Annotated in this window: 23 protein-coding genes, 1 pseudogene and 1 riboswitch; of the genes and pseudogenes, 3 read left to right on the top strand and 21 right to left on the bottom strand. The window is 38.0% G+C overall.

Annotation, left to right across the window (positions count from 1 at the left end):
* Positions 1-226 precede the first annotated feature (226 nt).
* From AC1DOS_RS08190 to AC1DOS_RS08180, 3 genes are all read right to left on the bottom strand, one after another.
* Positions 227-514, bottom strand: a complete 288-nt coding sequence (locus AC1DOS_RS08190) for a hypothetical protein (protein WP_477537095.1) — start codon at positions 512-514, stop codon at positions 227-229.
* A gap of 162 nt (positions 515-676) precedes the next feature.
* Positions 677-1,840, bottom strand: coding sequence for an MFS transporter (locus tag AC1DOS_RS08185; RefSeq protein ID WP_477537094.1), 1,164 nt, complete (start codon positions 1,838-1,840; stop codon positions 677-679).
* 98 nt (positions 1,841-1,938) lie between these two features.
* Positions 1,939-2,766 carry a MerR family transcriptional regulator gene (locus AC1DOS_RS08180; RefSeq protein ID WP_477537093.1) on the bottom strand — a complete coding sequence of 276 codons (828 nt, stop codon included), beginning with the start codon at positions 2,764-2,766 and terminating at the stop codon, positions 1,939-1,941.
* A gap of 295 nt (positions 2,767-3,061) precedes the next feature.
* On the opposite strand from AC1DOS_RS08180, the gene AC1DOS_RS08175 reads away from it, so the two are divergent.
* Together AC1DOS_RS08175 and AC1DOS_RS08170 are read left to right on the top strand one after the other, a co-directional pair.
* Entirely contained in the window at positions 3,062-3,484 is a 423-nt protein-coding gene (locus AC1DOS_RS08175; protein WP_477537092.1) for a hypothetical protein, read from the top strand.
* A gap of 185 nt (positions 3,485-3,669) precedes the next feature.
* On the top strand, positions 3,670-4,128 hold the full coding sequence (locus AC1DOS_RS08170) for a putative iron-sulfur cluster-binding metallochaperone (RefSeq protein ID WP_477537091.1): 459 nt from the start codon (positions 3,670-3,672) through the stop codon (positions 4,126-4,128).
* A gap of 216 nt (positions 4,129-4,344) precedes the next feature.
* On the opposite strand, the gene eutH is transcribed toward AC1DOS_RS08170, so the two are convergent.
* From eutH to AC1DOS_RS08080, 18 genes and pseudogenes are all read right to left on the bottom strand, one after another.
* The gene (eutH, locus tag AC1DOS_RS08165; protein WP_477537090.1) at positions 4,345-5,412 is read right to left on the bottom strand and encodes an ethanolamine utilization protein EutH; all 1,068 of its coding nucleotides are present in this window, start codon (positions 5,410-5,412) and stop codon (positions 4,345-4,347) included.
* Positions 5,413-5,610: 198 nt separating this feature from the next.
* A complete protein-coding gene (locus AC1DOS_RS08160; protein WP_477537089.1) occupies positions 5,611-6,360 on the bottom strand; it encodes an anti-sigma factor in 750 nt (249 codons plus the stop codon).
* A complete protein-coding gene (locus tag AC1DOS_RS08155) occupies positions 6,350-6,934 on the bottom strand; it encodes an RNA polymerase sigma factor (protein ID WP_477537088.1) in 585 nt (194 codons plus the stop codon). The genes AC1DOS_RS08160 and AC1DOS_RS08155 overlap by 11 nt, the downstream gene beginning before the upstream one ends.
* 317 nt (positions 6,935-7,251) lie before the next feature.
* Positions 7,252-7,698 carry a COG4315 family predicted lipoprotein gene (locus tag AC1DOS_RS08150; RefSeq protein WP_477537087.1) on the bottom strand — a complete coding sequence of 149 codons (447 nt, stop codon included), beginning with the start codon at positions 7,696-7,698 and terminating at the stop codon, positions 7,252-7,254.
* Between the two features lie 63 nt (positions 7,699-7,761).
* Positions 7,762-8,034: a hypothetical protein gene (locus tag AC1DOS_RS08145; protein WP_477537086.1), complete on the bottom strand. Its 273-nt coding sequence runs from the start codon at positions 8,032-8,034 to the stop codon at positions 7,762-7,764.
* Between the two features lie 20 nt (positions 8,035-8,054).
* On the bottom strand, positions 8,055-8,774 hold the full coding sequence (locus AC1DOS_RS08140) for an ABC transporter ATP-binding protein (protein WP_233260525.1): 720 nt from the start codon (positions 8,772-8,774) through the stop codon (positions 8,055-8,057).
* Between the two features lie 13 nt (positions 8,775-8,787).
* Positions 8,788-9,552: an ABC transporter permease gene (locus AC1DOS_RS08135; RefSeq protein ID WP_477537085.1), complete on the bottom strand. Its 765-nt coding sequence runs from the start codon at positions 9,550-9,552 to the stop codon at positions 8,788-8,790.
* Positions 9,549-9,842 (bottom strand): thiamine-binding protein, encoded by a 294-nt coding sequence (locus AC1DOS_RS08130; RefSeq protein WP_477537084.1) that lies wholly within the window; start codon positions 9,840-9,842, stop codon positions 9,549-9,551. Before AC1DOS_RS08130 ends, AC1DOS_RS08135 begins: the two co-directional genes overlap by 4 nt.
* Positions 9,843-10,850, bottom strand: coding sequence for an ABC transporter substrate-binding protein (locus tag AC1DOS_RS08125; RefSeq protein ID WP_477537083.1), 1,008 nt, complete (start codon positions 10,848-10,850; stop codon positions 9,843-9,845).
* 228 nt (positions 10,851-11,078) lie between these two features.
* A riboswitch (TPP riboswitch) is annotated at positions 11,079-11,188 on the bottom strand.
* Between the two features lie 793 nt (positions 11,189-11,981).
* Positions 11,982-12,972, bottom strand: a pseudogene (locus AC1DOS_RS08120) (NAD(P)-dependent alcohol dehydrogenase).
* Positions 12,973-13,262: 290 nt separating this feature from the next.
* Positions 13,263-14,453, bottom strand: a complete 1,191-nt coding sequence (locus AC1DOS_RS08115) for an NAD(P)-dependent malic enzyme (protein ID WP_477537082.1) — start codon at positions 14,451-14,453, stop codon at positions 13,263-13,265.
* A 335-nt stretch (positions 14,454-14,788) separates the two neighbouring features.
* Positions 14,789-15,361, bottom strand: a complete 573-nt coding sequence (locus AC1DOS_RS08110) for a hypothetical protein (protein WP_477537081.1) — start codon at positions 15,359-15,361, stop codon at positions 14,789-14,791.
* Between the two features lie 314 nt (positions 15,362-15,675).
* Positions 15,676-17,190, bottom strand: a complete 1,515-nt coding sequence (locus AC1DOS_RS08105) for an acetyl-CoA hydrolase/transferase family protein (protein ID WP_477537080.1) — start codon at positions 17,188-17,190, stop codon at positions 15,676-15,678.
* A 125-nt stretch (positions 17,191-17,315) separates the two neighbouring features.
* Positions 17,316-17,960: a LytTR family transcriptional regulator DNA-binding domain-containing protein gene (locus AC1DOS_RS08100; RefSeq protein ID WP_477537079.1), complete on the bottom strand. Its 645-nt coding sequence runs from the start codon at positions 17,958-17,960 to the stop codon at positions 17,316-17,318.
* 186 nt (positions 17,961-18,146) lie between these two features.
* Positions 18,147-19,265: an o-succinylbenzoate synthase gene (gene menC, locus AC1DOS_RS08095; protein ID WP_477537078.1), complete on the bottom strand. Its 1,119-nt coding sequence runs from the start codon at positions 19,263-19,265 to the stop codon at positions 18,147-18,149.
* Positions 19,266-19,285: 20 nt separating this feature from the next.
* Positions 19,286-20,104 (bottom strand): GNAT family N-acetyltransferase, encoded by an 819-nt coding sequence (locus tag AC1DOS_RS08090; protein WP_477537077.1) that lies wholly within the window; start codon positions 20,102-20,104, stop codon positions 19,286-19,288.
* A 4-nt stretch (positions 20,105-20,108) separates the two neighbouring features.
* Entirely contained in the window at positions 20,109-21,245 is a 1,137-nt protein-coding gene (locus AC1DOS_RS08085) for a M20 peptidase aminoacylase family protein (RefSeq protein ID WP_477537076.1), read from the bottom strand.
* On the bottom strand, positions 21,242-22,102 hold the full coding sequence (locus AC1DOS_RS08080; protein ID WP_477537075.1) for a MurR/RpiR family transcriptional regulator: 861 nt from the start codon (positions 22,100-22,102) through the stop codon (positions 21,242-21,244). Before AC1DOS_RS08080 ends, AC1DOS_RS08085 begins: the two co-directional genes overlap by 4 nt.
* A gap of 446 nt (positions 22,103-22,548) precedes the next feature.
* Here AC1DOS_RS08080 and AC1DOS_RS08075 point away from each other — a divergent pair, with 446 nt between their 5' ends.
* Complete coding sequence (locus AC1DOS_RS08075) at positions 22,549-24,114, top strand: ABC transporter substrate-binding protein (protein ID WP_477537074.1); 1,566 nt, start codon at positions 22,549-22,551, stop codon at positions 24,112-24,114.
* Positions 24,115-24,172: the final 58 nt, after the last annotated feature.

The following is a 24,172-nucleotide window of genomic DNA, read 5'->3' as shown; positions in this document are numbered from 1 at the left end:
CCAAAAAAGGCACCAAACCCTATACTAACCCATACAGTTATCTTGTGAAAAAATAAATTAAACGTACACAAAAACACCCAACCAAGAGGCTGAGTGTTCGCACTAAAAATTATAAGTTTTTTTCAACTAAAGAACTCATTAAGTTAAATTACGCTCCATACTTGAAGGATGATAATAATTGCAAAAATAAGGCATTGAGGTATTGTAGCTTTAAACATAAAAAAATTCATATCAGTAATTCGACGTTATTGCGATAGATTTTACGTAACATAAGGATTTGTATAATAAACCAAACTAATAATAAATACATAATATACTCGAAATCCAAAGTAATTATTGCTAATACATTCGGAAGAAAAATAATTATACTTATTAGGATAGCCTTCCAAGAATTCTTTACTACTCCAATGATAAAAGTAACGATTGAAGCAGCTAGTAATATCCAAAAGATAAAACCAACATACCAAAAACCAATTACATCCCATAACCAAGATGTTGGTATTGTTTGAACCATCAGTTACCCCAACTTTCTCTACTCTATTTCTATTATAACTAAAATATAATTTTGAATTTTGATTTTACAAACACTATTTTCTTATTCAACTAACCTGCACCGTTAGTTCAATAAGCGTTCTTCAACTAAAGCACCCGTTAGTTGAAGAACTCCCCAAACGGATTAGTAAGATTTAATTAATTTTTTCCAAAATATCGTCATAACAACCCCTATGACTAAAAAGACGGCTGCAAAATAATAGGGATAGTTGAGGTCAATGTCAAACAAAATCCCACCTAATATTGGTCCAACGATATTTGCGAGACTTGTAAACATAGAATTCATTCCACCTACAAATCCCTGCTCATTTCCTGCAATTTTCGATAAATGCGATGTAACTGCCGGGCGGAAAAGATCAAAACCAACAAATAACATAAATGTCGTAAGAAGAATCGATAAGTAGGAATGAATAACAGTCATTGAAAATACTAATACAGCGGATAAGATTAAACTATAACGAATTAATTTAATTTCTCCCCAAATATTTGTTAGTTTTTCAAACAGAAGTAGCTGTGCTATAGCACCGACAATGGCTCCTCCCGTAATAATAATGGCAATATCTTTAGGGGTAAAACCGAATTTATGGTCAACAAAGAGGCTAAAAAAGGATTCGAATGCCGCTAAACCAAAAGACGCTATAAAGATTAACAAAAATGGCATTAGGTACATCGGTAATAAAATACTTTTTAAACCAGAATGCCGGCTTTCCATTGTGTCAATTTCTTGATGATTTCTCTTTGTTTCTGTTAACACTATACTTGAAAAAATTGCCGCCATAATCCCTAAAACGCCTGCAAAATAAAACGGAACACGCGTACCAATATCAGCTAAAAACCCACCAATACCAGGACCAATAATAAATCCTGTACTAATTGCTGCAGACATATAACCAAGTGCTTTAGAACGGGTTTGTAAAGTTGTAATATCCGCAATAAAAGCAGTTACGGCAGGCATGATAAAAGCAGCACTGATCCCACCAAATATACGAGATATAAATAATACCTCAACGCTTTTTCCTATTGCGAATAGTAGTTCAGAAAAACCAAAAATAAATAAACCCATTACGATCATTATTTTTCTACCGAATTTATCAACGGCCTTGCCTGCAAGAGGAGAAACAATTAGTTGGGCTATTGCAAAAGCTGCAGTTAAATAACCGACAATGGTCCCTGTTAAATTCATTTCATTCATTAAGGTGGGTAAGACAGGAATCACAAGCCCGATACCTAAAAAGGCAATAAACAAATTAAATAAAAGTAAACCAAGTATAACTTTGTAGTTTTGCATCATTGTTAGCTCCTTAATTAAAATCCATGTTACTTATCAGAAGATAAACTATATAGTTACTATATAGTCAAGTGGATTTAAATTAATTGCTCAAATGATTAAAGAGTAGATTTTACTTGGAGCATAATTTTCGTTACATAATCCTTTTCAAATTCTTTCATAAGTGAATCGAATATATATTCTTCTAATGCAAATGCACCCATTGCTAAGTTTAATCGTTTCATTTCATTATTGATCCGTTCGTAAGTTTGATAAATAGTAACTTCAGAACCTACATGATAACCTACTAAAAAAGTACCGGAGAATGCCTGTATTTTATCATCAAAAGGAACATCATGAAATTGCTTAATATAAAGTTGACTATAGTGATTATATTTATTATGCATCAAGCTATCTTTAGTGATTACTACCCCAATTGGATATCCCGTATCTAATTTCTTTTCATTAATTTCTTTAACAAAATGCGAGACTGCTTTTACGAACTCTTCCTCAGTATTATTCCTAATAACATCTCCTAAATAAAGCTTCTCATTTTTTAGTTCCATTAATGTAAGGGAAGAAAAATCAATTGTTTCAGCTTGTTTAGCTAATAAAATTTGTGTATCAATCATTATCTCCATTATTTCTAATTGTTTTTTCTTTTGAGTAATTTTTTCCTTTTGTTGTTGCATAACAGTTAGAAAATATTCAGGAGACTTATTTTTTATAAATTCTTGAATTGCATTCAAGGACATACCTAATTCTTTTAATAATTCAATCACGCTAAAAAGTTCATATTGATGAATTGAATAATAGCGATAGCCGTTTTCAGCCTTGATATTTGGAGAAAACAACCCAATTTTGTCGTAATAAATAAGCGTTTGTTTATTTACATTACAAATTTTTGCGAATTCACCAGTAGTAAAATTATTTTTGTTATTTTTCATTTGTATAATTCCCTTAACAGTATAGTTACTATACAGCATATCATGATTACCAGTAGTTTTTCTGGATTAACGATAAGAAAACACCACTATTAATCCCCAAACCTTTATTCATCTAACCTGTCGCGTTATTTAAATAAGAAAAAAGAGCCGACTCGGCATCTCACAAATTTTTAACTCAAGCACCTGTTAGTTCAATAAAATCCATTCATTCTAAGAAATTTTCAATCTAACTCTCCACTTGGGAGTCATTTGAAACATATCTTATTAGAAATGTAGTTCGAAAGGTGACAAAAATTTGGAAAGTCAATTAAATTCATTTATATACGGATTGCAACCTAGAACCCCCAAACAAGCTGTGGAATTATGGATATTGGGAGTAGAAAATCGAAGTGGTGCTGTTCAATATGCTGTGCTATCACCATCTCTTCAAAAACTTACACAGAAACAGTTCGAAGAAAAAGGTTGGGTGACTGGGCAATCAAGTCCGTGGGTTGCTAACGTTCATTTTGTAAAAGCAGATAGAATAAGTGATACAAAGGTACAATATACAATTGCATATGATTTACTAACTTCATATGAACATTTCGGCAGAGGACATAAAATTATTACGGTGGAAATGAATCCAGAGCCCTATAGAACAAACTGGTTTATTACTAAAATAATAACAACTTATTTTCAAAATGAAGGGGTTACTCCCGCCGAAACGGTAAACAAATGAAAGTAAATTAAAAGTATATTATTCGTAATAGAAAGCTATCTTCTACACTGCCAATACAAACACTTTCCTTATTGAACTATCCCCCCTCTATAAAAATTGATGTATCAACGGTTTATAGAGGGAGGTTAGTTGAAGTATAGATGTTATAATTTTAATATTAGAGAACTAAAAGAGAAGGTGTAGAAATGACTGATTGTTGTGCTTCAAAAGAACAAATTACAGAAAGTAATGATACTGAGTTTTGTCCATCTTGTAATACCAAAGGAAAAAAGTTGAAAATTATAACGTTGAAATCAATGCTTAAACCATCAGTTTTAGATTCTTTGAATCCGAGTTTGACTCATTACTTTTGTTCAACGAAAGATTGTGATGTTGTCTATTTTGATACAGAGAAAAAATTGTATCTTAAGTCAGAAGTAAAGGTATCTGTGCACCAAAAAGATGATTCTCCCACAGTACCAGTTTGCTATTGCTTTAGTTGGACAAAAGAGAAAATTAAGAAATATGAAGAACAAGAACTTTCTCCTAAACCTTTAGAACACATTCGAGAAAATGTAAAAGCAGACAGATGCGGGTGTGAGGTAAATAATCCTCAAGGTAGTTGCTGTATGGGGAATGTTACGAAATATATAAAAAGTCTTTAAATAAAGCAATATATTTTTTACTAACGGGTGCCTAGTTGAAGAACCGGCTGCCTTTCACATGGCAATGCCCCCCCTTGTAAAAGGGGGGGCATTGCTTCGGCTTCTTTAAGTTTAATACCATAAATAGCAACTGAAATACTAACGCTAACTTGAATCCTCTATAAACGTAAATCAATGATTATTTTATGCTTATAAGCTATTAAAGATTATTCCTAATTAAGATCTCTTTGTCGCGATCAAGGCTACTGCTGCAGCTAAAAATCCTGCTGTAAGTTTACCGACAACTAATGGAATAACAAAACTCTTTTCTAAGCCGGCTACAAAGCCTAAGTGACTACCAAATACAAATGCACCACTAACGGCAAACGCAGTATTCACGACTTTACCACGGTTATCCATGTCGTGCAATGTAGCAAACATAGGAATGTGATGAGCGAAGGATGCGATAAAACCACCTAATGCTTGTTGATTCATACCTGTCTTATTTCCGAGTAGTACAAAAGGCTTCTTTAATACTTTTACTAACACAAATACAAACGGAAACGCACCAGCAAGCATGATGGTTATTTTTCCAACTGTTACAAAGCCTTCTGAAAGCGGCATCATACCAGGAATAAGAACTATACCTGTTAAAGTCTCAATGATAATCGAGACAAGACCAATGATAATAACTATTTCAATCCCTTTACCAAACCATTTAAAACCACGAATCATCACGGATTGAGCGGATAACATCCCAATGCCGATCAAGACAGAAATGAGGATAGAAGGAAGCAGATTTTTCAACATCCATATCAAGTCAAATCCTGCTACGAATCCCCCCGCTAAACATCCAAATGGAATAGTCATGAGCCCAATTAAAATTCCTTTAGCAAAAAAGGGATGATCATTTTTATGAACGATGCTTAAAGCAACCGGAATGGTAAAAACAATAGTCGGCCCCATCATCGTTCCTAAAAACACCCAAGAAAATAAAGCAGCATCACTCGATTGAGCCATTTCATTTGCTAAAGAGTATCCACCCATATCAAGAGCTAAAAACGTGGATGAAAACATCGATGGATCTGCTCCAAGAAATTGGTAGACAGGGGATACAATCGGTGTTAACCATTTTGCCAATACAGGCGATAGTGAGATCATTCCAACCATTGAAAGGGCTAGTGCTCCCATGGAATGGAAGGCTTCCTTAAATTTTTGTCCGACTCCATACCTATTACCCAACAGATAATCTATTGCTCCTAGAACCATAAATCCTGTCATGATAAATATGATGATTTCATTCATATCGAATACGACCTCATTCAAAAGAAAGGTCATCTTTATAAAAATTCCTTGGATGACCTGTTCAATATTTTTTATAAGATAATTAATTGCTTAGGAGAATGGGTAATGATTTCATAACCATTCTCTGTTACTACAATATCATCTTCAATCCGGCAGCCACCCCATCGGGCCAAAAGTATTACTTGTTATAGTAAACCCCTAGGTGGTTCCCATCACTTTATGACCCTGAGGTTGAGTGTTATTTGGATTCGGTTCGAGTGTAATCCCAATATCATCAAACGAGTGATTTTTTGGAAGGCGGTAGGTGATCAGGCCGTTACCGTTTTCATCAGGCTTTAAAGTACCAGCGTTTTGACGATTACCGTTTTTCAACAGCCACACTTGGTATACTTCATCATCTTTTGTTCCTGGCATATTGTTTAACTCAATGACAAGGCTGTTGTCGCGCCCATCTTGAAGAAGGTAGGCGATTCCGTTTGCCGAAGTGGCTAAATCCTGTCCTTTTAAATTAAACGTCCTAACAATTTGAGTAGGGGAAACAGATTGGTTTTCTAATGCTATAATGGTATCTTTCAATTGGAGGTTACTCCACAATAATCCGATTAAGCCTATTATTAAAACGGCCGTAATACCTGCAGATAATGGTGAGAATTGCTTAGTTAAGAGTAATTTACATCGTTCAAGAAAGCTATGTTTTTTATCTTTTACTTCGTTTGTTTTTAATGAATTTTCTTCTTCAAAAATAAAGTTCATGACTTCTGCTTTTAGTGATTCTGGAACATCCGTTTCTTCAATATCATATGAAAGCACCTGCCACGCTTCCTGTAAGGAGTCTAATTCATTTTGACAGGGGATACATGTTTTTAGATGGCGTTCAAATTGTTCTTTTTCATGTTCAGATAGCTCGTCGATAATATATAAAGACAGGTTTTCGCATTTATTTTCCATGCCGAACCCCTCCTGTTTCTTCACTGAAATAATTTCGCAGTTTTTTTAAGGTTTGATGCAGCCGGCTTTTAATCGTACCGAGCGGCTTTTTTTCAAGCTCTGCAATTTCGCTTAAGGAGTAGCCTTCCCAGTATAATAAATTGATAAGGCGCCGCTGTGGCTCAGAGAGATGCTGTTTTGCTTCTTGAATTTGGTGCTTCAATAAATTTCTTGAAACTTGCTGTGGTACATCTTCTGTTTGCTGATCAGGCATTTGTCGCCATTCATTAAGCTCTAACTGAATTGCACCCGTATGTTTTTGTTCTTTACGAATGAGATCGATAGCAATGTTCCTGGTAATGGTGAGAAGCCAGTTCGCAAATCTTCCTTGTGCCGAGCTGTATGTTCTTTTTGTTGTCCAAAGCCGGAGAAAGACTTGCTGCACAATTTCCTTTGTTTTCTCTACGTCACCTTTTGTCATTTTTAAAGAGAAGCTGTAGACGAGCTTTACATAGCGATCATACAATTCTTCAAGTGCCGGGCGATGGTTTTGGACAATTAATTCGATCAGTTCTTCGTCCGTCTTAGATTTCACTACAAATTCTCTCCCTTATTGTGCGTGTTCAAAAAGGAGGATAAAAAGAGCCGAGAAGTTCGAGGAACGATAGACTCGAGGAACTGAGAGGCAGAGTGACGAAGTCCGACTAAGAACCGCCAAGTCCTGTGGCGAACGTCGGATCAGCACTTCCTGTGCAAGTAAATTCGACAGCTATTTTTCCTGGACTTTTTGAACATCCTCTTATTAAACCGTTTTTTATTAGTATAAATCATAAACTAGGTTGTGGTAAAAATATTAATGGGGAGAGAAAAAAAGAACTGCCGAGCGTAAGGCAGTTCCTTCAGTAGCATGCATTATTGTGCAAATGTTGTTTCACTGTTGACAATAAACCAAACGTCTTTGACGCCTTGTCCGTTTACATCACCAGATGCTTCGTCTTTTACAAAGTAAAGCGGGTAGCCTTTATAAGTCGTTTGCTTTTCGCCAGTGTCTTCGCGCGTAATCGTTCCGAAGTCGTCTTTGATAAATCCTTCAGGAGCTTCAAGGTTTTCTGCATAGAAGGCAGGCCGGTTTTCAAGACATTCGCCGATGTAGTTTGTTGTATTTGGCTCATCTTTTGTAAAGTAGTAAAGTGCCATACCTTCAGAATCTGCGAGATATTTACCTGCCCTTTTTTCTAAGTTTCCAATTACAGCAATGGCTTCTTCCATCACATCTAACCCTAGGTCAGCTGCCGCACAACTCGCATAGAAACTTCGCATATCCAAACAAGCAATGGTTCGATTCGGTACTGTTTTCATAAATAATCCCCCCTCACAATAAGAACAATTGTTCTTATTGTGAGGGGGGATTCAATTATTTGTCTAGTAATTATCTCTGTTTTTTACCGGTAAATCATGGATATAGATCTCGATTTCTTCTTTAAGCCAGTAAGGTTTCCCTCCGATTAACGCCGTTTCTGTTGGGAGTTTCCCTCTCTTACGTAGCATGTGAATCTTCTTGGTATCCATGTTACCACCATGTTCATTCATCAAATCCCCAAAGTCTTTTTGACTTAATAAGTCATTTGGATTCTTTATGATCAATGGTTTGGGTGATTTCGCAAGGTAGGAATCGGTGTAAAAATAGATGAGCAATCGATTTTTACAACTAAATTTTAAGTACCCCGTAATTCATTGTAGATGTTTCTCTTCCATTGCAAAAATTCATCACTTAAGATAATTGACTCCTGTCTAGGTCTTGGAAAAGGAATGCTAAACTCTTTTTTAATTTTTGCAGGCTTTCCAGATAAGACGATAATTCGATCGGATAGATACAAGGCTTCCTCGATATGATGTGTCACCATCAAAATGGAGCGCTTGTTTTCTTCCCAGATGGAAAGTAACCAATTTTGCATTTCCATCCGCGTAAATTCATCAAGCGAAGAGAAGGGTTCATCTAAACAAATAAGTGATTGTGGACTCATGAGACTCCTGATAAAAGACACTCTCTGTTGCATCCCACCTGATAATTCAGAGGGATACGCTTGTTCATATCCCTTTAGACCGGCTCTTTCAATCATTCGAAGGGCTTCTAATTCATATTTTTCTCCATTAATTTCTCCACTAAGCAGAATATTGTCAAGGACTGTCCGCCATGGCAATAAGGATGGAGATTGAGGCGTATAACTAATGGCACCTCTTTGTCCATTCATTCGTTCCCCGTCCATTCGGATATCTCCGGAGTCTGGGGTATAGAGACCGCCAATCAAGTGAAATAACGTGCTCTTTCCACTTCCTGAAGGACCTACGATCGTAACAAATTCGCCCTCATTTACATGAAAAGATAACTCTTCTAGTACCTTATTTCCCTCAAACGATTTCGTTATATTTTCCACACTGAGCTTAGTCTTAATTTTTTCCCTCTCCTTTAGGTTTCCCTTTCACGATGATTTTCTCCAATGAAGAAATTAAAGCGAAGAATATTAAGCTTAAAATCATAATGAGAAAGATTGCTACAAAGACACGATCTGTCCGAAATGAAGATGACGCAAGAGTCATAAATACTCCAATTCCTTCTTTGGCACCCAGCCATTCAGAGATAACAGCGCCCATCACGCTGTAGGTAGCAGCTATTTTCAGTCCTGAAAATAGTGAAGGTAATGCATATGGCCACTCTACTTTCCAAAAAATCTGCTTCTTCGATGCGCCAGCCATTTTCATATAATGCGTAAGCTCAGCAGTCGTATGTCGAAATCCATCCAAAGCAGCAACAGTTATTGGGAAAAAACAAACTAATGTGATGACAATGATTTTGGGTAGCATTCCAAATCCAAACCATATTACCAACAACGGAGCCAACACAATGATAGGAATGTTTTGTGTCAAAATAATAATTGGATAAAATGCCTCTCTAAGCTTTGGTAAACTGTGTAAAGTGACAGCTATGATAATGCCAACTCCACTACCTATCAAAAGCCCCATAAAGGACAACTTAACCGTTGATACTACATGACTCCTGTAATTTCCCCAGCCTGTTATTCCTTCTAACCATATTTCAGATGGTGCTGGCAGTAGCCACTTCGGTATTTCGAATAACCAACAGGATAGTTGCCATATGGTAAATAAAAGGATGAGGACCAATAATGGTCTCCACCCTCTATGGAAAACTTTCATGATCGATATTTCTCTGTCAATTTATCCATCGAAACACCGCTTGGCTGATAAAGGATTTTTACTTGGGAAATGACATTTACACAGCCAGCCTTCATCATTCGCTCATTCATTTTCTGGATAACAGAGAAAATTTCTGTCAAATTCCCTTCCATTGTGGTTTCAAGTGGATGGACCTCATAGCGTATTCCTGAATCCTTTATGACGGCAATCGCTTGATCAACATATGGAATTGAATCTTCACCATTTTTTGTTTTCGGTATGATCTGAATGCTAACTAAAGAGTTATTCATCTATTCATTCTCCTTTTTAGGTAAAAATTCATTCGTAAAGGCTTTCTCTACGTCTAGTTTGCCTTCTAATAATCCATTATCATACATCCATTGTGCGTAGTTTTCCCAAACCTTTTTATCTTGTATTCCCCATTGTGATGCATCATCTTGATACTTTGGAGACAACCATTTTTGACTTGCTTTAACCAACTCTGGATCTAACTCTGGTACAGCCTTTATTAAAACTCCCGCCGCTTCTTCTGGATGATCCATTGTGTATTCATAACCTTGGGATGTTGCTGTTACAAAAGCACGAACGGTATCGGGATCTTCTGCTATCAACTTCTCATTAGTTATCAGAACAGGCGTATAGTAATCTAGCTTATCTGAGTAATTGGTCAGATATTGCATATTCAATTTCTCTCCACGAAGTTCAGCTTCAATACCTGTCCAAGCGTAATAGATCCATGCAAAGTCTACATCTCTTTTTACGGCTGTAAAGAAGTCTGTATCGCCCATATTTACCATATCAACTTTCTCCACATCTGCACCCTGTTGTTTCATTAAAGAAGAAATCACTGCTTTTTCAACTGGAGCACCCCAGCCTCCATAGGCTTTACCTTCATAATCTTTTGGTGAAGTAATCTCTTTTTCAGCTGGAGACGCAAAACCAGATGTATTATGTTGAATTACGGCAGCAATCGAAACTATTGGTACATCTTGAACACGTGCTTCTGTTAAGGATTCCTGATAACCAACTCCGAATTCAGCCTTCCCCGAAGCCACAAGTTGATTAGCACCGGCTTCACCTGGCATGATAATTTCTACATCAAGACCCTGTTCCTTAAAATAGCCTTTGTCTCTTGCTACATATAAGCCTGTATGATTCGTATTCGGTGTCCAATCCAATACCACGGTTACTTTCTTCAACTTTCCGCTCGAATCATTGGTTCCAGAGCTAGCGTTGTCACCATTGCCGCAAGCGGTTAACATCATAATAATTAGTAATAATCCTAACCATTTTTTCATCATTTTCTCTCCCTTTTCCAAATCTGTTGAGAGCATTAAACGACGGAACGGAACGAAAGGAGGAAACATATTCTTAAGTAAAGCCAAATTCTTTCTCAGAAACGCAGAGTCACACCAAAATCTAACTAACCAGGTGCTAAGAGGCATATCGACTAATCACTTAAACATTTTTTATTTAAATGAAAAAGCGCCCCAGGTAGGTACCTAGGACGCATATCAACACAAATAAAAATGTTTAAATATGTTCCCTACGCTGGTGTTATCCAGATCAGGTTCCAAGGGTGTGTATCTTAAGGATACGGTCTCAACCAGCAACACTGGCCCCCCCACATGTTTCAATTATGAAATTCGTTTAATGCGTTATCATTATTAACATTGACACAGAATTGCATAAGTTTCAAGAGATAAACAGAAATATAGAATTAAGAGCAAATTAATGCGCCTCATTACACATGTTTAAAGTACCTACCCACCATGCATCAAGGGAGGTATCATTATGATTAACTGGAAACTCACATCTTTCATATTGTCCAGCCTGCTCGGCATAACTATCAAAACAGGAAGCTGTAGCTACATGAACTATCCCCCCGAATCTCGGACACTCATAAAAAGGGGCCAAAGGATGTATGGAATGTGACCTCATTTGTTCCTTTACAAGCTAGTAATTACCTACATACACTTGAAAATCTATCCATGAAACCTATGATACGAATCAGCAATATAAAGTGAAAATATTTTTTATATATTATACCGACAATATACATTTTTACCGGTAAAATATAAAACTTCCAATAAAAATTAGCACCTCGAAATGAGGTGCTAATTTGGGTTATATTTGGCTGTTTATCTTGATAATAAAACAGGTTTGATTTGACCGTTTATTACGGAATAAGTGATCTAATACTGAACGGTTTACTTGTAAAAGTGAGTCTTTTCTTTAACCCAGGCACTTGTTAGTTCAACAAGAAATGAAGATTTATTTTGTATTTTACTTTTCAAATTTATACTTGTACATTATTTTTAAAGTAATTTCCCCAGTGTGGTTGTGTACCATCAATTAACTTTTAATGAGCAACATTGACTAAACACCAAAAATTGTTATTCACCAAGGGCGTGCATTTTATGCTTCAGTTATTTGGATTTGTTGTTATGTTTCCATAGTTATGACGACATTTCCCTTTTTGTGTCCTTTCTCCACATATCTATGAGCCTCAACTATCTCTTCAAACTCATAATACCTATCAATGACCACTTTTAATTTCCCCATCTCAACAAGTTCTTTAAGGAAGTTAAGTGGTTCTGAAGTTTCAGGTGAATTTCGACTCAATAATAATTTCTTGCTGCTTGTCAATTTAGTCCATAACATTCGACCACCTGGTAACGGTACAGTGACATTTATGTAGGTTCCGTTATTCTTTAGCGATTTCATACAAGCTGAAAACGAACTCTTGTCTACCGCTTCAAAGATCACATCATAAGTCTCGCCTTTACTAGAAAAATCTTCTGCAGTGTAATCAATTACCTGATCGGCTCCCAGAGATTTTACCAATTCTAAATTCGTGGTACTGCATACCCCTGTAACGTTTGCTCCGAAGAACTTTGCAATCTGTACTGCATAAGTTCCTACACTTCCTGAAGCTCCATAGACAAGGACCTTTTGACCATTCTGAATGTTAGCTTTTCTAAGATAAAACAAGGCTGTACGTGCCCCAATTGGAATGGCAGCGGCTTCCTCATAGGTTATATTGGAGGGCTTAATAGATACCGGTCCATCTTCAGGCAGACACTTATACTCGGTATAAGCACCAAAACCCACTAGGGAAGCTGCAAAAACCTGGTCACCTTCCTTAAACCTTTTGACATCTTTCCCTACTGACTCAACTTCTCCAGCTAACTCCATCCCCAATATTTCTTTTTTGGGTTGTCTGAAACCAAGTGTTATTCGGGCAGGCAGCCAAAAAGCGGGAGGAACTGTAAAACTCCGTGACCGAATATCTGCTACTGTTACGGTTGTCGCTTTTACTTTTACCAGTATTTCATTTTCTTTAGGAGTAGGTTTTTCTACCTCTTTCAATTGAAGAACGTCGGGGGGACCGTACTTTGTGTACACAATTGCTTTCATTTATCCTCCTCCAATTCGTTATATTGATTAATATCATACGAATAACTAGAACAATGTATGCTAAGGGGCTTTCGGTTCTATGTAACGACAAAAAAATGCACCTCAGCTGTTTTGCCTGATGTGCATTTTCCTATTTCCAACTTTTATTTGTCTCTACCTCATTTGATTTAAATTCTTTTTGGACCGAATGAGCGCGTTTGTCAGAAACCAAAGACAAAGCGATCGCGCTAGGAACCGCAAAAGAACTCAAGGAATTTCCGAGTGATTAGCTCAAGGAAGGACAACTTTTATCATTTCTGACGACCGACTAACGCTACACCAGTCTCAACAGCTGCTTTACTAACTGCTTCTGCGACAACTTTGGCAACGTTCTTATCGAAAGCATTTGGAATAATATAATCTTCCGTTAGATCAGCTGTATCTATTAAAGAAGCGATGGCGTAGGTTGCAGCCAACTTCATGGTTTCATTAATGTCAGTGGCACGGACGTCGAGTGCGCCTCGGAAAATTCCCGGAAATACCAACACATTGTTTACTTGGTTTGGAAAATCCGAACGGCCCGTCGCAATTATTCGCACACCGAATTCTTTCGCTATATCAGGCATAATTTCAGGTGTAGGATTTGCCATCGCGAATACGATTGGATCTTCATTCATGCAGCCAATCATTTCTCTCGTAAGGATGTTCCCGACTGAAACGCCGATAAAGACGTCAGCGCCAGACATAGCATCTAATAAAGAACCTCGAGTATGAGATAAATTCGTTATTTCAGCAATTGCATCTTTCGCAGGATTCATGCCTTCGGGACGTCCTTTGTAAATAATCCCTTTTGAATCACATAAAACAATATGTTTAAAACCAATTTTAATCAATAGATTTACAATCGAAATACCCGCTGCTCCAGCTCCATTAACAACTAGTTTAATTTCATTCATTTTCTTATTCACAACTTTCAGCGCATTGAGTAAACCTGCGCCTACTACGATTGCTGTTCCATGTTGATCATCATGGAACACAGGTATATTGCATTCCTCTCGCAAACGTTTCTCGATTTCAAAACATCTAGGTGCAGAAATATCCTCCAAATTAATGCCGCCAAAAGTTGGGCTAATCATTTTTACAATATGAATGATTTCATCGACATCTTGCGTATCAAGACAAATAGGAAACGCGTCAATATCAGCAAACTTCTTTAGCAGCAATGCCTTTCCTTCCATTACAGGAAGAGCTGCTTGAGGGCCGATATTTCCCAATCCTAATACAGCTGAACCATCCGTAACGACAGCGACAAGATTCCCTTTAATTGTATAGTCATAAACTGATGAAGGTTCTTTTACAATCTCGAGACAAGGTTCTGCAACACCTGGAGAATAAGCTAAACTTAAATCTTCGTTATTATTCAAAGGCACCTTCGAGACGGTTTCCATCTTCCCTTTATGTAGTTGATGCAATTCTAATGCTCGACTAATCGTTTTCTCCATTAAAGAATCCCCTTCCTTCCCTTAAAAAATTTAAGTATTCTAATTATTACCACAACTGCATAGAACACTCAACACTTTTTTAACTTCAAAAAAAGACAGTAGACTATAAAACCACTAGATTTCCAAATACTCCAATATAATGCATCTTATTTACACAGGATGAATATCATCTCCAACATACATTGCCTAAATCAATGTTCTCCTATCATCTTAAATTATCGTTCATAATTTAAACCCTAAAAAGACGAATTCAGAGCGGATGAGGATAAGACGATAATAAAAAAGCCACTACTTGTTTTGGTAGTGGCCGTTCTGTATAGCTTGTTGGAAGTTCTTTATTTTTTATTTTGGGGAACAAATTCTTGCTCTACCTGTACAACTTCTTTATTCTTATCCAAAAAAAAGACATCGGCAAATGTATCCCCTTCACCCAGCACAAATGAGTACCAAAGTTTCACATTTGATAGTCTTTGATTCTCTAAGTGATCCTCCAGATGAAAAACATTAGTTGCACTTTGCTTCCTCAATTTAATTCCCACTAATGAAGACTCAATCTGCTCATTTTTTATCAAGCCGAATGACAATCCTTCTGTTTTTGGTGCATATGTATAAGGGATTTCTTTTTCAAGGTCTGTCTCATATACGTTTAAATCCGTCTTAGACAAATCAAAGTCTTTATACCAACCTAAAGGATGTACAATTTTACTAGAAGCAACAGAAACTGTTCCATCCTCCTCAATAAGGAGGGCCACTGTATTATCAGAAAGGGGTAGGATATGACCCTCTGTCTGTTTATACAATTCATCCATTGCTCCTTCCGGGGTAGAATGATAATTCAACATGACATTACTAACAATCCCTAAAATTAGAATGGTTACTACCACTGCAACGTAGAGAATTTTTTTCATAGAATACCCCCCTTAACAAGTAATTTTTTACCACATTCTACCACAAATATACTGGTTATGAACACAATATTATTATGTCAAAATCACTTATGAAGTTCGAAGCAAAAATGAGTTAAGTGTGTTTAAGTCAATTATGTCAAGAGTTTCAACTCCTCTTAATCAGTTAAAACAAAGGTATAGTACCTCAGCGACTTATCGTTTCTTTACCTAGCATTTTCTTGAATCCACATCCCTTTTAATTGCCATAGCCATATAAAAGCCGCCCCTAGAATATGTATAATTCCGGGGGCGGCTTTTTTTCCTCAGATATAAATTTATACCAACTGCTCAACTTCCTCTAGCATCGTCCCGTTTTGTTTGAGGTTCGTATGCCAAGAGAAAGCTTTTTCAAGTACATGTGGGGTCTGCCCGCCACGTGCCAAAGCTTCCGTGTAATATTCCCATAACTGTGCTCGATACGTTGGATGTACACAGTTTTCAATAATTAACGGTACTCGTTCACGTGGAGCTAACCCGCGCAAATCAGCGTAACCTTGTTCGGTGACAACGATGTCCACATCGTGTTCTGTATGGTCAACATGTGATGCAAACGGTACGATACTTGAAATCTTGCCACCTTTTGCAATAGATTTCGTGACGAAAATCGCAAGACGTGCGTTCCGAGCAAAATCACCAGAGCCACCGATTCCGTTCATCATTTTCGTACCTGATACGTGTGTCGAGTTAACATTTCCGTAAATGTCGAACTCAAGTGCTGTATTTATTGAGATGAGCCCAATGCGACGTATGATTTCCGGGTGATTCGATATTTCCTGTGGACGCATGATGAGTTTATCACGGTACTTCTCGAAGTTGCCAAACACCTGGTGCATCTTGTCCTCTGATAACGTAATTGAACAGCAAGAAGCCGAATTCACTTTTCCAGCATCAATCAAGTCGAATACCGAATCCTGTAACACTTCCGAGTAAACGTCGAGATTCGTGAATTCCGAATCAATCATCCCATGTAGCACTGCATTTGCCACCGATCCAATGCCTGATTGTAGTGGTGCGAGTTTATCAGTCAGTCTCCCTTGACGGATTTCTACACGAAGAAAATCTAATAAATGGTCAGCCATTTGCTTTGTTTCAGCGTCTGGAGCCACGATTGTAGATGGTGAGTCCATCTGATTTGTGAACACGATGCCTTTAACTTTTGCAGGATCAATCTTAATGCCCGTTGTTCCAATCCGATCGTTCGGATTCATTAGTGGTATCGGTTTGCGTACACCTTGCTTGCCCGTGTCATAAATATCATGCAGCCCTTCAAGCATCTCTGGCTGTGCCATGTTAATCTCCACAATGATGTGCTTTGCATGTTCCGCAAATATTGATGAATTTCCAACCGATGTCGTTGGGATAATAAAGCCATCTTCAGATATTGAAACCGCTTCCAAAATAGCAAAATCAATTGGTCCAATGACTTCAGTACGAATAAGTTCCGCTGTATGAGACAAATGTTGGTCTACAAACATCATATCCCCATCATTTATTTTCCCACGCATAACTGGATCTGCTTGAAATGGCAGTCGTTTTCCGACGATACCCGCTTCAGCAAAGGCCTTGTCTATATCTGACCCAAGAGATGCTCCCGTAAATATATTCACTTTAAATGTTTCAGTTTCGGCACGCTTGATTAGCGCAAATGGAACCGCTTTCGCATCACCTGCACGTGTAAACCCACTTAAGCCAAGCGTCATACCGTCAGTGATCCACGACGCTGCTTCTTCTGGCGTAACAACGCGTTCTTTTAATTCCGGATGTTTGATTCGTTTCAATTTTCTTTCCATATTCTCAACCTCTATCTTATGACTATTTTAATAATTCTAACAAACAAACTCATGATCTAGAGATTTAGGGAAAGAAACAGGGATTTACCCGCTGAAACAGGTAAACCCCTAACTGAAACAGCTTATTAGAAATCAAGTAACTTCCGGAAATAGCTAGCGTAAGATTGACTCACCGGAATTTTCGTCCCGTCATTCATTAATAGGACGAGTGTAGAATGCGTGTCAGGAAAAACCTCGCGGATATGATGGACATTGACGATATACGATCGATGGCACCGAACGAATAACTCTCGAGGCAAAACGAATTCAAAAGCCTGGAGTGTTTTCCGGTGTATACCAGAAACCCCATTAGCCTCGACATGTGTTTTCTTCCCACGCACTTCTAGATACTTCACGTCCGTAAAAGGCACCGGCATCCAGCCGTCTTGCGTCTTCACCATCACAACAGACTTACCTTCTGTGAACGAAGGATAAATGGCTGTCACGCTTCCTATGACTTGTCCATCTCGGTGGAAAGGAACAGCCATGCCATGATATGGAACTGCAAACACATCTCGGTTGATAAAGTCTGATACCTTTTGTCCAGAGGATAGCGCCTTATGAGCAAGCGATCCTGGCTTCACCAAATCACCTGCATTTATTTTCAAATCCACTCGGACGCTTGGACGATAATACACATAGTGTTCACCGTCTGATACAGCAATCGAGACTTCATCCGAAAACAACTCCCCAATCACATCCAGCATTTCATAATCTTGAAAATCTTTCATCTAGCATAAGCACCTCTTCCTAAACTATCATTCCGTTATTTAATTATAACGGTCAATCAGGAGGAAAGGATAAACCTTGCCCAATGCCTTTATTTGAATACCGTTTTTTTGCATGAAAGAAATGACACCTTTCTATTCAAAAAGAAGCGGCTGAAGATGAAATTTCAGCTGCTCCTTGCCTTCTATTCATATGATTTCCGAAAACCAACGCCACTTCTCGACAGTATATTTATCAATTGCTTTCATTTTAGGTTCATATCCGATTCCATATGCAGTCGGAATCGTAATGTAGCCATCAACCACGATGATTTCTGGACTGATGACATCTTCCTCCCAGTAACGGGATGATGATGCTGTGTCTCCTGGGAAGATGAAGTTTGGAAGGGTCGTAAGTGCGATGTTATGCGCGCGTCCGATTCCCGATTCCAACATGCCACCGCACCACACTGGAATCTGGTGTTCCATGCAATAATCATGTATTTTTTTCGCTTCTGTCAGGCCTCCAACACGACCGATTTTAATATTAATAATTTTAGTACTTCCCAATTCAACCGCTTTTCGCGTATCTTCGAGTGAATGAATACTTTCATCCAAACAGATAGGCGTTTCCAGATGTTTCTGCAACGCCGCGTGGTCGATAATATCATCAGATGCGAGTGGCTGTTCAATCATTGTCAAATTGAATTCGTCTAGCTCTTTTAATAGTTCCACATCTTCAAGTGTATAGGCTGAATTCGCATCTGCCATGAGTGGAACGTCCGGGAAGTTTTTGCGGATTTCACGAATAACTCCAACGTCATTGCCCTGTTTAATCTTCACTTTAATGCGCTTGTAGCCTTCATCCACAAATCCGCGGACAGTTTCGATCAAATCGGCAACATTTTCATGGATTCCGATACTGATTCCAACTTCGATTTTATCTCGCTCGCCCCCTAAGGCTTTAGCCAACGTCATTTTGTTACGCTTTGAATAGAGGTCCCAAATCGCGCCTTCAACAGTGGACTTGGCCATATTGTTTTTGCGGAGCGCAGTAAACAATTCACTTACTTCGTCGGGATGACCGATTTTTTTTCCTAATACGAGAGGAATCAGGAAATCCCGAAGCATATGCAAATTCGTTTCCATTGTTTCTTCGTTATACCAAGGCGAGTGGAACGCTACCGACTCTCCCCAACCCGTATTTCCAAGGTCATCTTTCACTTCTAGTAACAGGAAATCTTTATCTTGAAATGTACCAAAACTTGTCGTGAACGGGCTTTTCATCGTCATTTTCATTTTTCGAATATTAATTTCTTTAATTATCATTCATTTACGCCTCTCTCTATTCAATTCAATGGAATTGTGCTTCGTTTGACGAATTGGTAATATTGTACTTCTTCATCGGTCTTTCTCAAACCGACCACTGCATACCCTGCGCTAAATAAAGTTTGAAAAATGGTCCTAATTTTCATTCGCCAATCTAGTGCCAGTTCAGGCTCATTCTTTTTAAGCATTTGAAAATGTGTTGGAACCGGAACTTCAATTCCAACCCTGTTCAAATGAGTTTCACGCGGCTCCACTTCAATCGTCGGATTTCCATTTTCAGATTGTCCTACTGCAAACGGACGTACATATTTAGAAATTTGAGGCATCCATTTCCTCTCTACCCGTTCACTTAAAAACCACCACTCTATTTGAAGCCGATCTGAAGGTAATCCTTTATTCAATCCATCTTCCATTTCACCGTAATAATTTTCCAAATAGGTATCGCTGATTGCATAGAGTTTCGACAAGTTTAAGTAAGCATTGCGGCTTTCAAGAGGATCAAATGTCCATGTAATCAAGTCATAGCCTATTTCATGTGCCCGTTTCCGCTGTTCATCCTTCAACCATTTTCCGATACCCTTCAGCTGATAGTCCGGATGAATGCCGAGCATATGTGAGCATAAGTAGGATTTGCCATTGGCGAAACCTGGAAAACCATATGAAAAACCTACAAGTTTATCGCCGTAGAAAGCACCTAATAACAATCCCCCATTCTTCGCTACTGTAAATGTTTGATGCGTCGGAATTGGATCCCCATTCCAAACTTCCCTTTCAAGCGTTTGGATGAGGCGCAGATCTTCTTTTTTTTCCAATTTGCGAATGGATATATTTGTGTGCATAAATTTACTTCCTTTGCTCTAAACGGTCAAATGAATGGTTAACCGTTCGAACTAAAATTTCAATTCCTGTCAGTAAACTATCGTGGTTGAATGTCATTTTCGGGTGATGAAGACCTGGTGATAAGTCGCAACCGAGACCGAGCATGGTCGTTCTGACAGAAGGTCTTTTCAATGTATAGAAATGAAAGTCTTCTCCGCCTGGTGTAGCGATGGGAGCGGCTAAGAATTGTTTTCCAACTGTTTCAATAATAGCTTGTTCCATCAGTTTGACTGCGTTTTCATCCACTTCTGCAGCTGGAAGATCAGCCATGACTTCAATATTGATTGCAACGGCAGACAGTTCCGCAACCGAGCTAACCACTTTCTCCAACTGGTCCATCAGTGTATCCATAACTTGGTTGTTCTGAGCACGTACGTCTATGCTGAACACCCCATTTCCTGGAATGATGTTTGCCGACTCTCCACCCGATTGGAACATTGTCACTTTTGCTGAATGCGGAACCATGGGATCAACGTGGATGGAGCGGATTGCCTGTACGAGAAGTGCCATTACTTCAATGGCATTTTGCCCTAGATGCGGTCTTGCCCCATGTGCATCTGTCCCGGTGATTGATCCATTAATCATTTTTGCGGCACCGTGCATAATAGCAGGCGATGAATAACCGTGCCCGATTTCTTGAATTGGTCGAAGATGGACGCCATACAAATAATCGAAGTCGTCCACTATACCCTTATCCAAAAATGCCAATGCCCCTGTCCCTTTTTCCTCAGCTGGTTGAAAAATCACTTTCAGTCGTCCTGATTTCGGAAACCCTATTTTTTTCAATACAAGTAAAGCACCAACTGCCATTGTCGTATGTGCGTCGTGTCCACATGAATGGTTCGCTTGATAGACCCCGTCGACTTGTTGCCAAAGTGCATCGATATCCGCTCTGATACCTACACAATAATCCCCAGATCCTACAGTGACAACAAGTCCCGTCGAATCTTCGAATGTCTCCACTTGAAAACCTTCATATTCCAGCAATTGCTTTAAGTATTGAGTGGTCTTCACTTCTTTCCAACTGATTTCGGGATGAGTATGTAAATGATTAAATACATTTTCAACAATTGGTTTCACTTCTTGTAACGCTGTTTTCATTTTCTATCCACTCCTTCTACAAATAAGAATTCACTATTTAATGCCCGGTACGTTTCTTGCCTTGTTTTGAAACTGTCCTTTTCCTTCACTGACAAACCCGCAACCACCGCATTCACGAATGAAAACAGAGAAGCCGTTGCATCAAGTGTTGACCTGTTCGGTGAATAAATCGGAAAAAGCAAATGACTGTATGCATGGATTGGAGCCAACAATGAATCGGTTATACCAATTATGAAAGCTTGTTGTGTATGGGCTAATTCTGCAATTTGAATCGTTTCTTTTAAATAGCGGTGAAACGATATAACAATCACAACGGACTTGTCATTCATTTGACTCAGCGTTTGAATAACATCTTCCGTTTCTGGTCGCAATAGCCTCACATTTCCTCTCACCAAACCGAGTGTGTAAGATAGCCAATTGGCGGCTGTAAACGAAGAACGAAGGCCAAGAATATAAACAGTTTCGGCTTTCGAGAGACGGTCAATTGCCTTTTCATAATCTTCTTCTTTTATTTGTTCTATTGTCGCCGCTATCGTTGCCCTATCCTCTTCCATTACTTTTGCGAAAAAGTGTGGTTCCTGTTCGAGCTCTAACTTGGATTGTTGATAGTTTGTAAAGCTACTCTCGTTAATCAACAATTTTTCTCGAATGACCTTTTGCAATTCGGCATAGCCGGAAAGTCCCAAGCTATAGCAAAATCGGATAACCGTTGTTTCACTAACACCGATGGTCGTCCCAATATCTTGTGCTGACGCCATGGCAATTTTTTTCGGATGATCCATAACGAACTTAGCGACCTTTTTCTGGCTCTTCGACAGATCATTATAATTTTGGTGTATTAACTCTTTTATTTTCATGTTTACTCTTCCTTCATGAAGTTTTTACGTCTTTATTTAAATATTTGAAGTAAAAACTTCTTAAATTGTTCGTTAACTAACTTACCATGCGATTTAACAGAATACAATGATTTTTCAAAAATTAATCATATTATCTTGGATTCCACTGAGAAAATAGAGTTGGTTGTGTTTTCCTAATAAATTGCTTCCGCCAATGCATAATGCAACTGTGGCAATTTCTATGAATAGTTAGCCATCAACATAGTTAGTGGTTATTAGTTGGTTTTATTTGAATGCACAATTGTAGTAAATAGAAAGAATTGTTTTCATCAAGCTATGTGAATATCTTTTTTATATTATCTGAGCTATTGAAATTATTTGAATAGCGTGTTAAATTATTGTGAAAGTATTCCCTTCAAAAAAATATTTATGAAGGGAATACTTTTTTACATTCGAGGGGGAATATTATGAAGAAGAAGAAAAAATTTGGTTTTATGGCATTAGTTGTTTTAGTTGTTTTGTCCTTAGTGGCATGTTCTTCAGAGGGAGGTTCTGAGGAAAGCGATTCAAACGAAAAGAAAGAACTTCAAGTGGCATATAACGCTCAGCCTCCTACGCTTGACCCACTAATTTCAACTGCAGTTGCAACACGGGATGTCATGAGAAATGTATACGAAACACTACTAACACTTGATGAGAATTTCGAAGTTACTCCTTCACTAGCAGAATCCTATGAGCAAAGTAAAGATGGAAAAACGATTACTTTCAAGTTAAGAAAAGGCATTAAATTTCACAATGGGGATGATATGACAGCTGACGATGTTGTTGCTTCTATGACACGTTGGGCAGAAACTACTTCTCTTGGAAAAGGTTCTTTTGCTGGTTCTACATTTTCAAAGATAGATGAAGAAACAGTTGTCTTAGAAATGCCAGTAGCACAATTCACAGTATTGCACATGCTTGCTGATCCTGGACAAGCCGCAGTTATCGCACCAAAATCAACAATTGATTCAGCCAATGCTGAAGGTCTAACCGAATTTATCGGTACTGGTCCATATAAATTTGTTGAATGGAAAAGCGATCAATATGTACATTTGTCAAAATTTGAAGACTATCAATCTTTAGATGAAACTGCAAGTGGATTAGCGGGAAAAAAAGAGGCATTTATAGATGATATCTATTTCCAATTCGTAACAGATGCTTCGACTAGATTAGCAGGAATTCAATCAGGAGAGTATGACATTGCAAATGCAATTTCTTTTGATAACGTAGAACAACTTTCTACTAATACCGACGTAAAAAATTCAATTGACCACAATGGATTCAATGGAATTGTTTTTAATAAAAAAGCTGGTTTATTCCAAAATGTATTGGCACGTCAAGCCATAAATACTGCTTTGAATGAAGAAGCCATATTAACTGCTGCTTTTACAAGTCCCGATTATTATGAACTTGAACACGGCTTAATGATTAAAGACCAAAAAGAATGGTATAGCGAAGCAGGAAAAGATAAATACAATCTGAATGATCCTGAAAAAGCTAAAGCAATGTTAAAAGAAGCTGGATATAACGGCGAAGAAATTGTCATACTTTCTACTCGCGATTATGAAGATCACTATAACTCTGCGGTAGTTGTTCAACAACAACTTGAAAGCATTGGAATGAAAGTAAAACTAGACATTTACGACTGGGCTACTGTATTACAAAAAAGAGCGGATGAAACGGCATATGACATTTTTGTAACTGGTTTCCCTACAGAGCCAATCCCTAATAAGTATGTATTCTTAGATTCTTCAACTGAATGGCCAGGTTGGACAAATGATCCAATCATTGATGACTTGCTAAACAAAATCAATACTGCATCTTCACAAGATGAAGCGAAACAACATTTTGATGCTTTACAAGAAGAATTTTATGAGTACCTACCAATGGTTAAATTCGGAAATAAAACTACGATTACAACAGTACGTTCTAATATCGAAGGTATGGACTTCCTTCAAGGAATTATCCTTTGGAATGTAGATAAAAAATAGTGCATTAGCATTTTAAAAAAGAATACAGTCGTTGAGATATCTGTTGTAACGACTGTAT

It is taken from the genome of Paenisporosarcina sp. P5_A11 (genome assembly GCF_056400705.1).
Note: the sequence above shows the minus strand (reverse complement) of the source record. Positions and strands in the feature narration are given on the sequence as shown.

What these genes read in the sequence shown, in the direction of transcription:
- AC1DOS_RS08130 (WP_477537084.1), bottom strand. Translation starts at nt 9,842, where the DNA reads ATGAATAACTCTTTAGTTAGCATTCAGATCATACCGAAAACAAAAAAT.
- AC1DOS_RS08170 (WP_477537091.1), top strand. Translation starts at nt 3,670, where the DNA reads ATGACTGATTGTTGTGCTTCAAAAGAACAAATTACAGAAAGTAATGAT.
- AC1DOS_RS08115 (WP_477537082.1), bottom strand. Translation starts at nt 14,453, where the DNA reads ATGGAGAAAACGATTAGTCGAGCATTAGAATTGCATCAACTACATAAA.
- AC1DOS_RS08080 (WP_477537075.1), bottom strand. Translation starts at nt 22,102, where the DNA reads ATGAAAATAAAAGAGTTAATACACCAAAATTATAATGATCTGTCGAAG.
- AC1DOS_RS08075 (WP_477537074.1), top strand. Translation starts at nt 22,549, where the DNA reads ATGAAGAAGAAGAAAAAATTTGGTTTTATGGCATTAGTTGTTTTAGTT.
- AC1DOS_RS08090 (WP_477537077.1), bottom strand. Translation starts at nt 20,104, where the DNA reads ATGCACACAAATATATCCATTCGCAAATTGGAAAAAAAAGAAGATCTG.
- AC1DOS_RS08185 (WP_477537094.1), bottom strand. Translation starts at nt 1,840, where the DNA reads ATGCAAAACTACAAAGTTATACTTGGTTTACTTTTATTTAATTTGTTT.
- AC1DOS_RS08180 (WP_477537093.1), bottom strand. Translation starts at nt 2,766, where the DNA reads ATGAAAAATAACAAAAATAATTTTACTACTGGTGAATTCGCAAAAATT.
- menC (WP_477537078.1), bottom strand. Translation starts at nt 19,265, where the DNA reads ATGATAATTAAAGAAATTAATATTCGAAAAATGAAAATGACGATGAAA.
- AC1DOS_RS08160 (WP_477537089.1), bottom strand. Translation starts at nt 6,360, where the DNA reads ATGGAAAATAAATGCGAAAACCTGTCTTTATATATTATCGACGAGCTA.
- AC1DOS_RS08135 (WP_477537085.1), bottom strand. Translation starts at nt 9,552, where the DNA reads ATGAAAGTTTTCCATAGAGGGTGGAGACCATTATTGGTCCTCATCCTT.
- AC1DOS_RS08085 (WP_477537076.1), bottom strand. Translation starts at nt 21,245, where the DNA reads ATGAAAACAGCGTTACAAGAAGTGAAACCAATTGTTGAAAATGTATTT.
- AC1DOS_RS08190 (WP_477537095.1), bottom strand. Translation starts at nt 514, where the DNA reads ATGGTTCAAACAATACCAACATCTTGGTTATGGGATGTAATTGGTTTT.
- AC1DOS_RS08125 (WP_477537083.1), bottom strand. Translation starts at nt 10,850, where the DNA reads ATGAAAAAATGGTTAGGATTATTACTAATTATTATGATGTTAACCGCT.
- AC1DOS_RS08105 (WP_477537080.1), bottom strand. Translation starts at nt 17,190, where the DNA reads ATGGAAAGAAAATTGAAACGAATCAAACATCCGGAATTAAAAGAACGC.
- AC1DOS_RS08110 (WP_477537081.1), bottom strand. Translation starts at nt 15,361, where the DNA reads ATGAAAAAAATTCTCTACGTTGCAGTGGTAGTAACCATTCTAATTTTA.
- eutH (WP_477537090.1), bottom strand. Translation starts at nt 5,412, where the DNA reads ATGAATGAAATCATCATATTTATCATGACAGGATTTATGGTTCTAGGA.
- AC1DOS_RS08150 (WP_477537087.1), bottom strand. Translation starts at nt 7,698, where the DNA reads ATGAAAACAGTACCGAATCGAACCATTGCTTGTTTGGATATGCGAAGT.
- AC1DOS_RS08100 (WP_477537079.1), bottom strand. Translation starts at nt 17,960, where the DNA reads ATGAAAGATTTTCAAGATTATGAAATGCTGGATGTGATTGGGGAGTTG.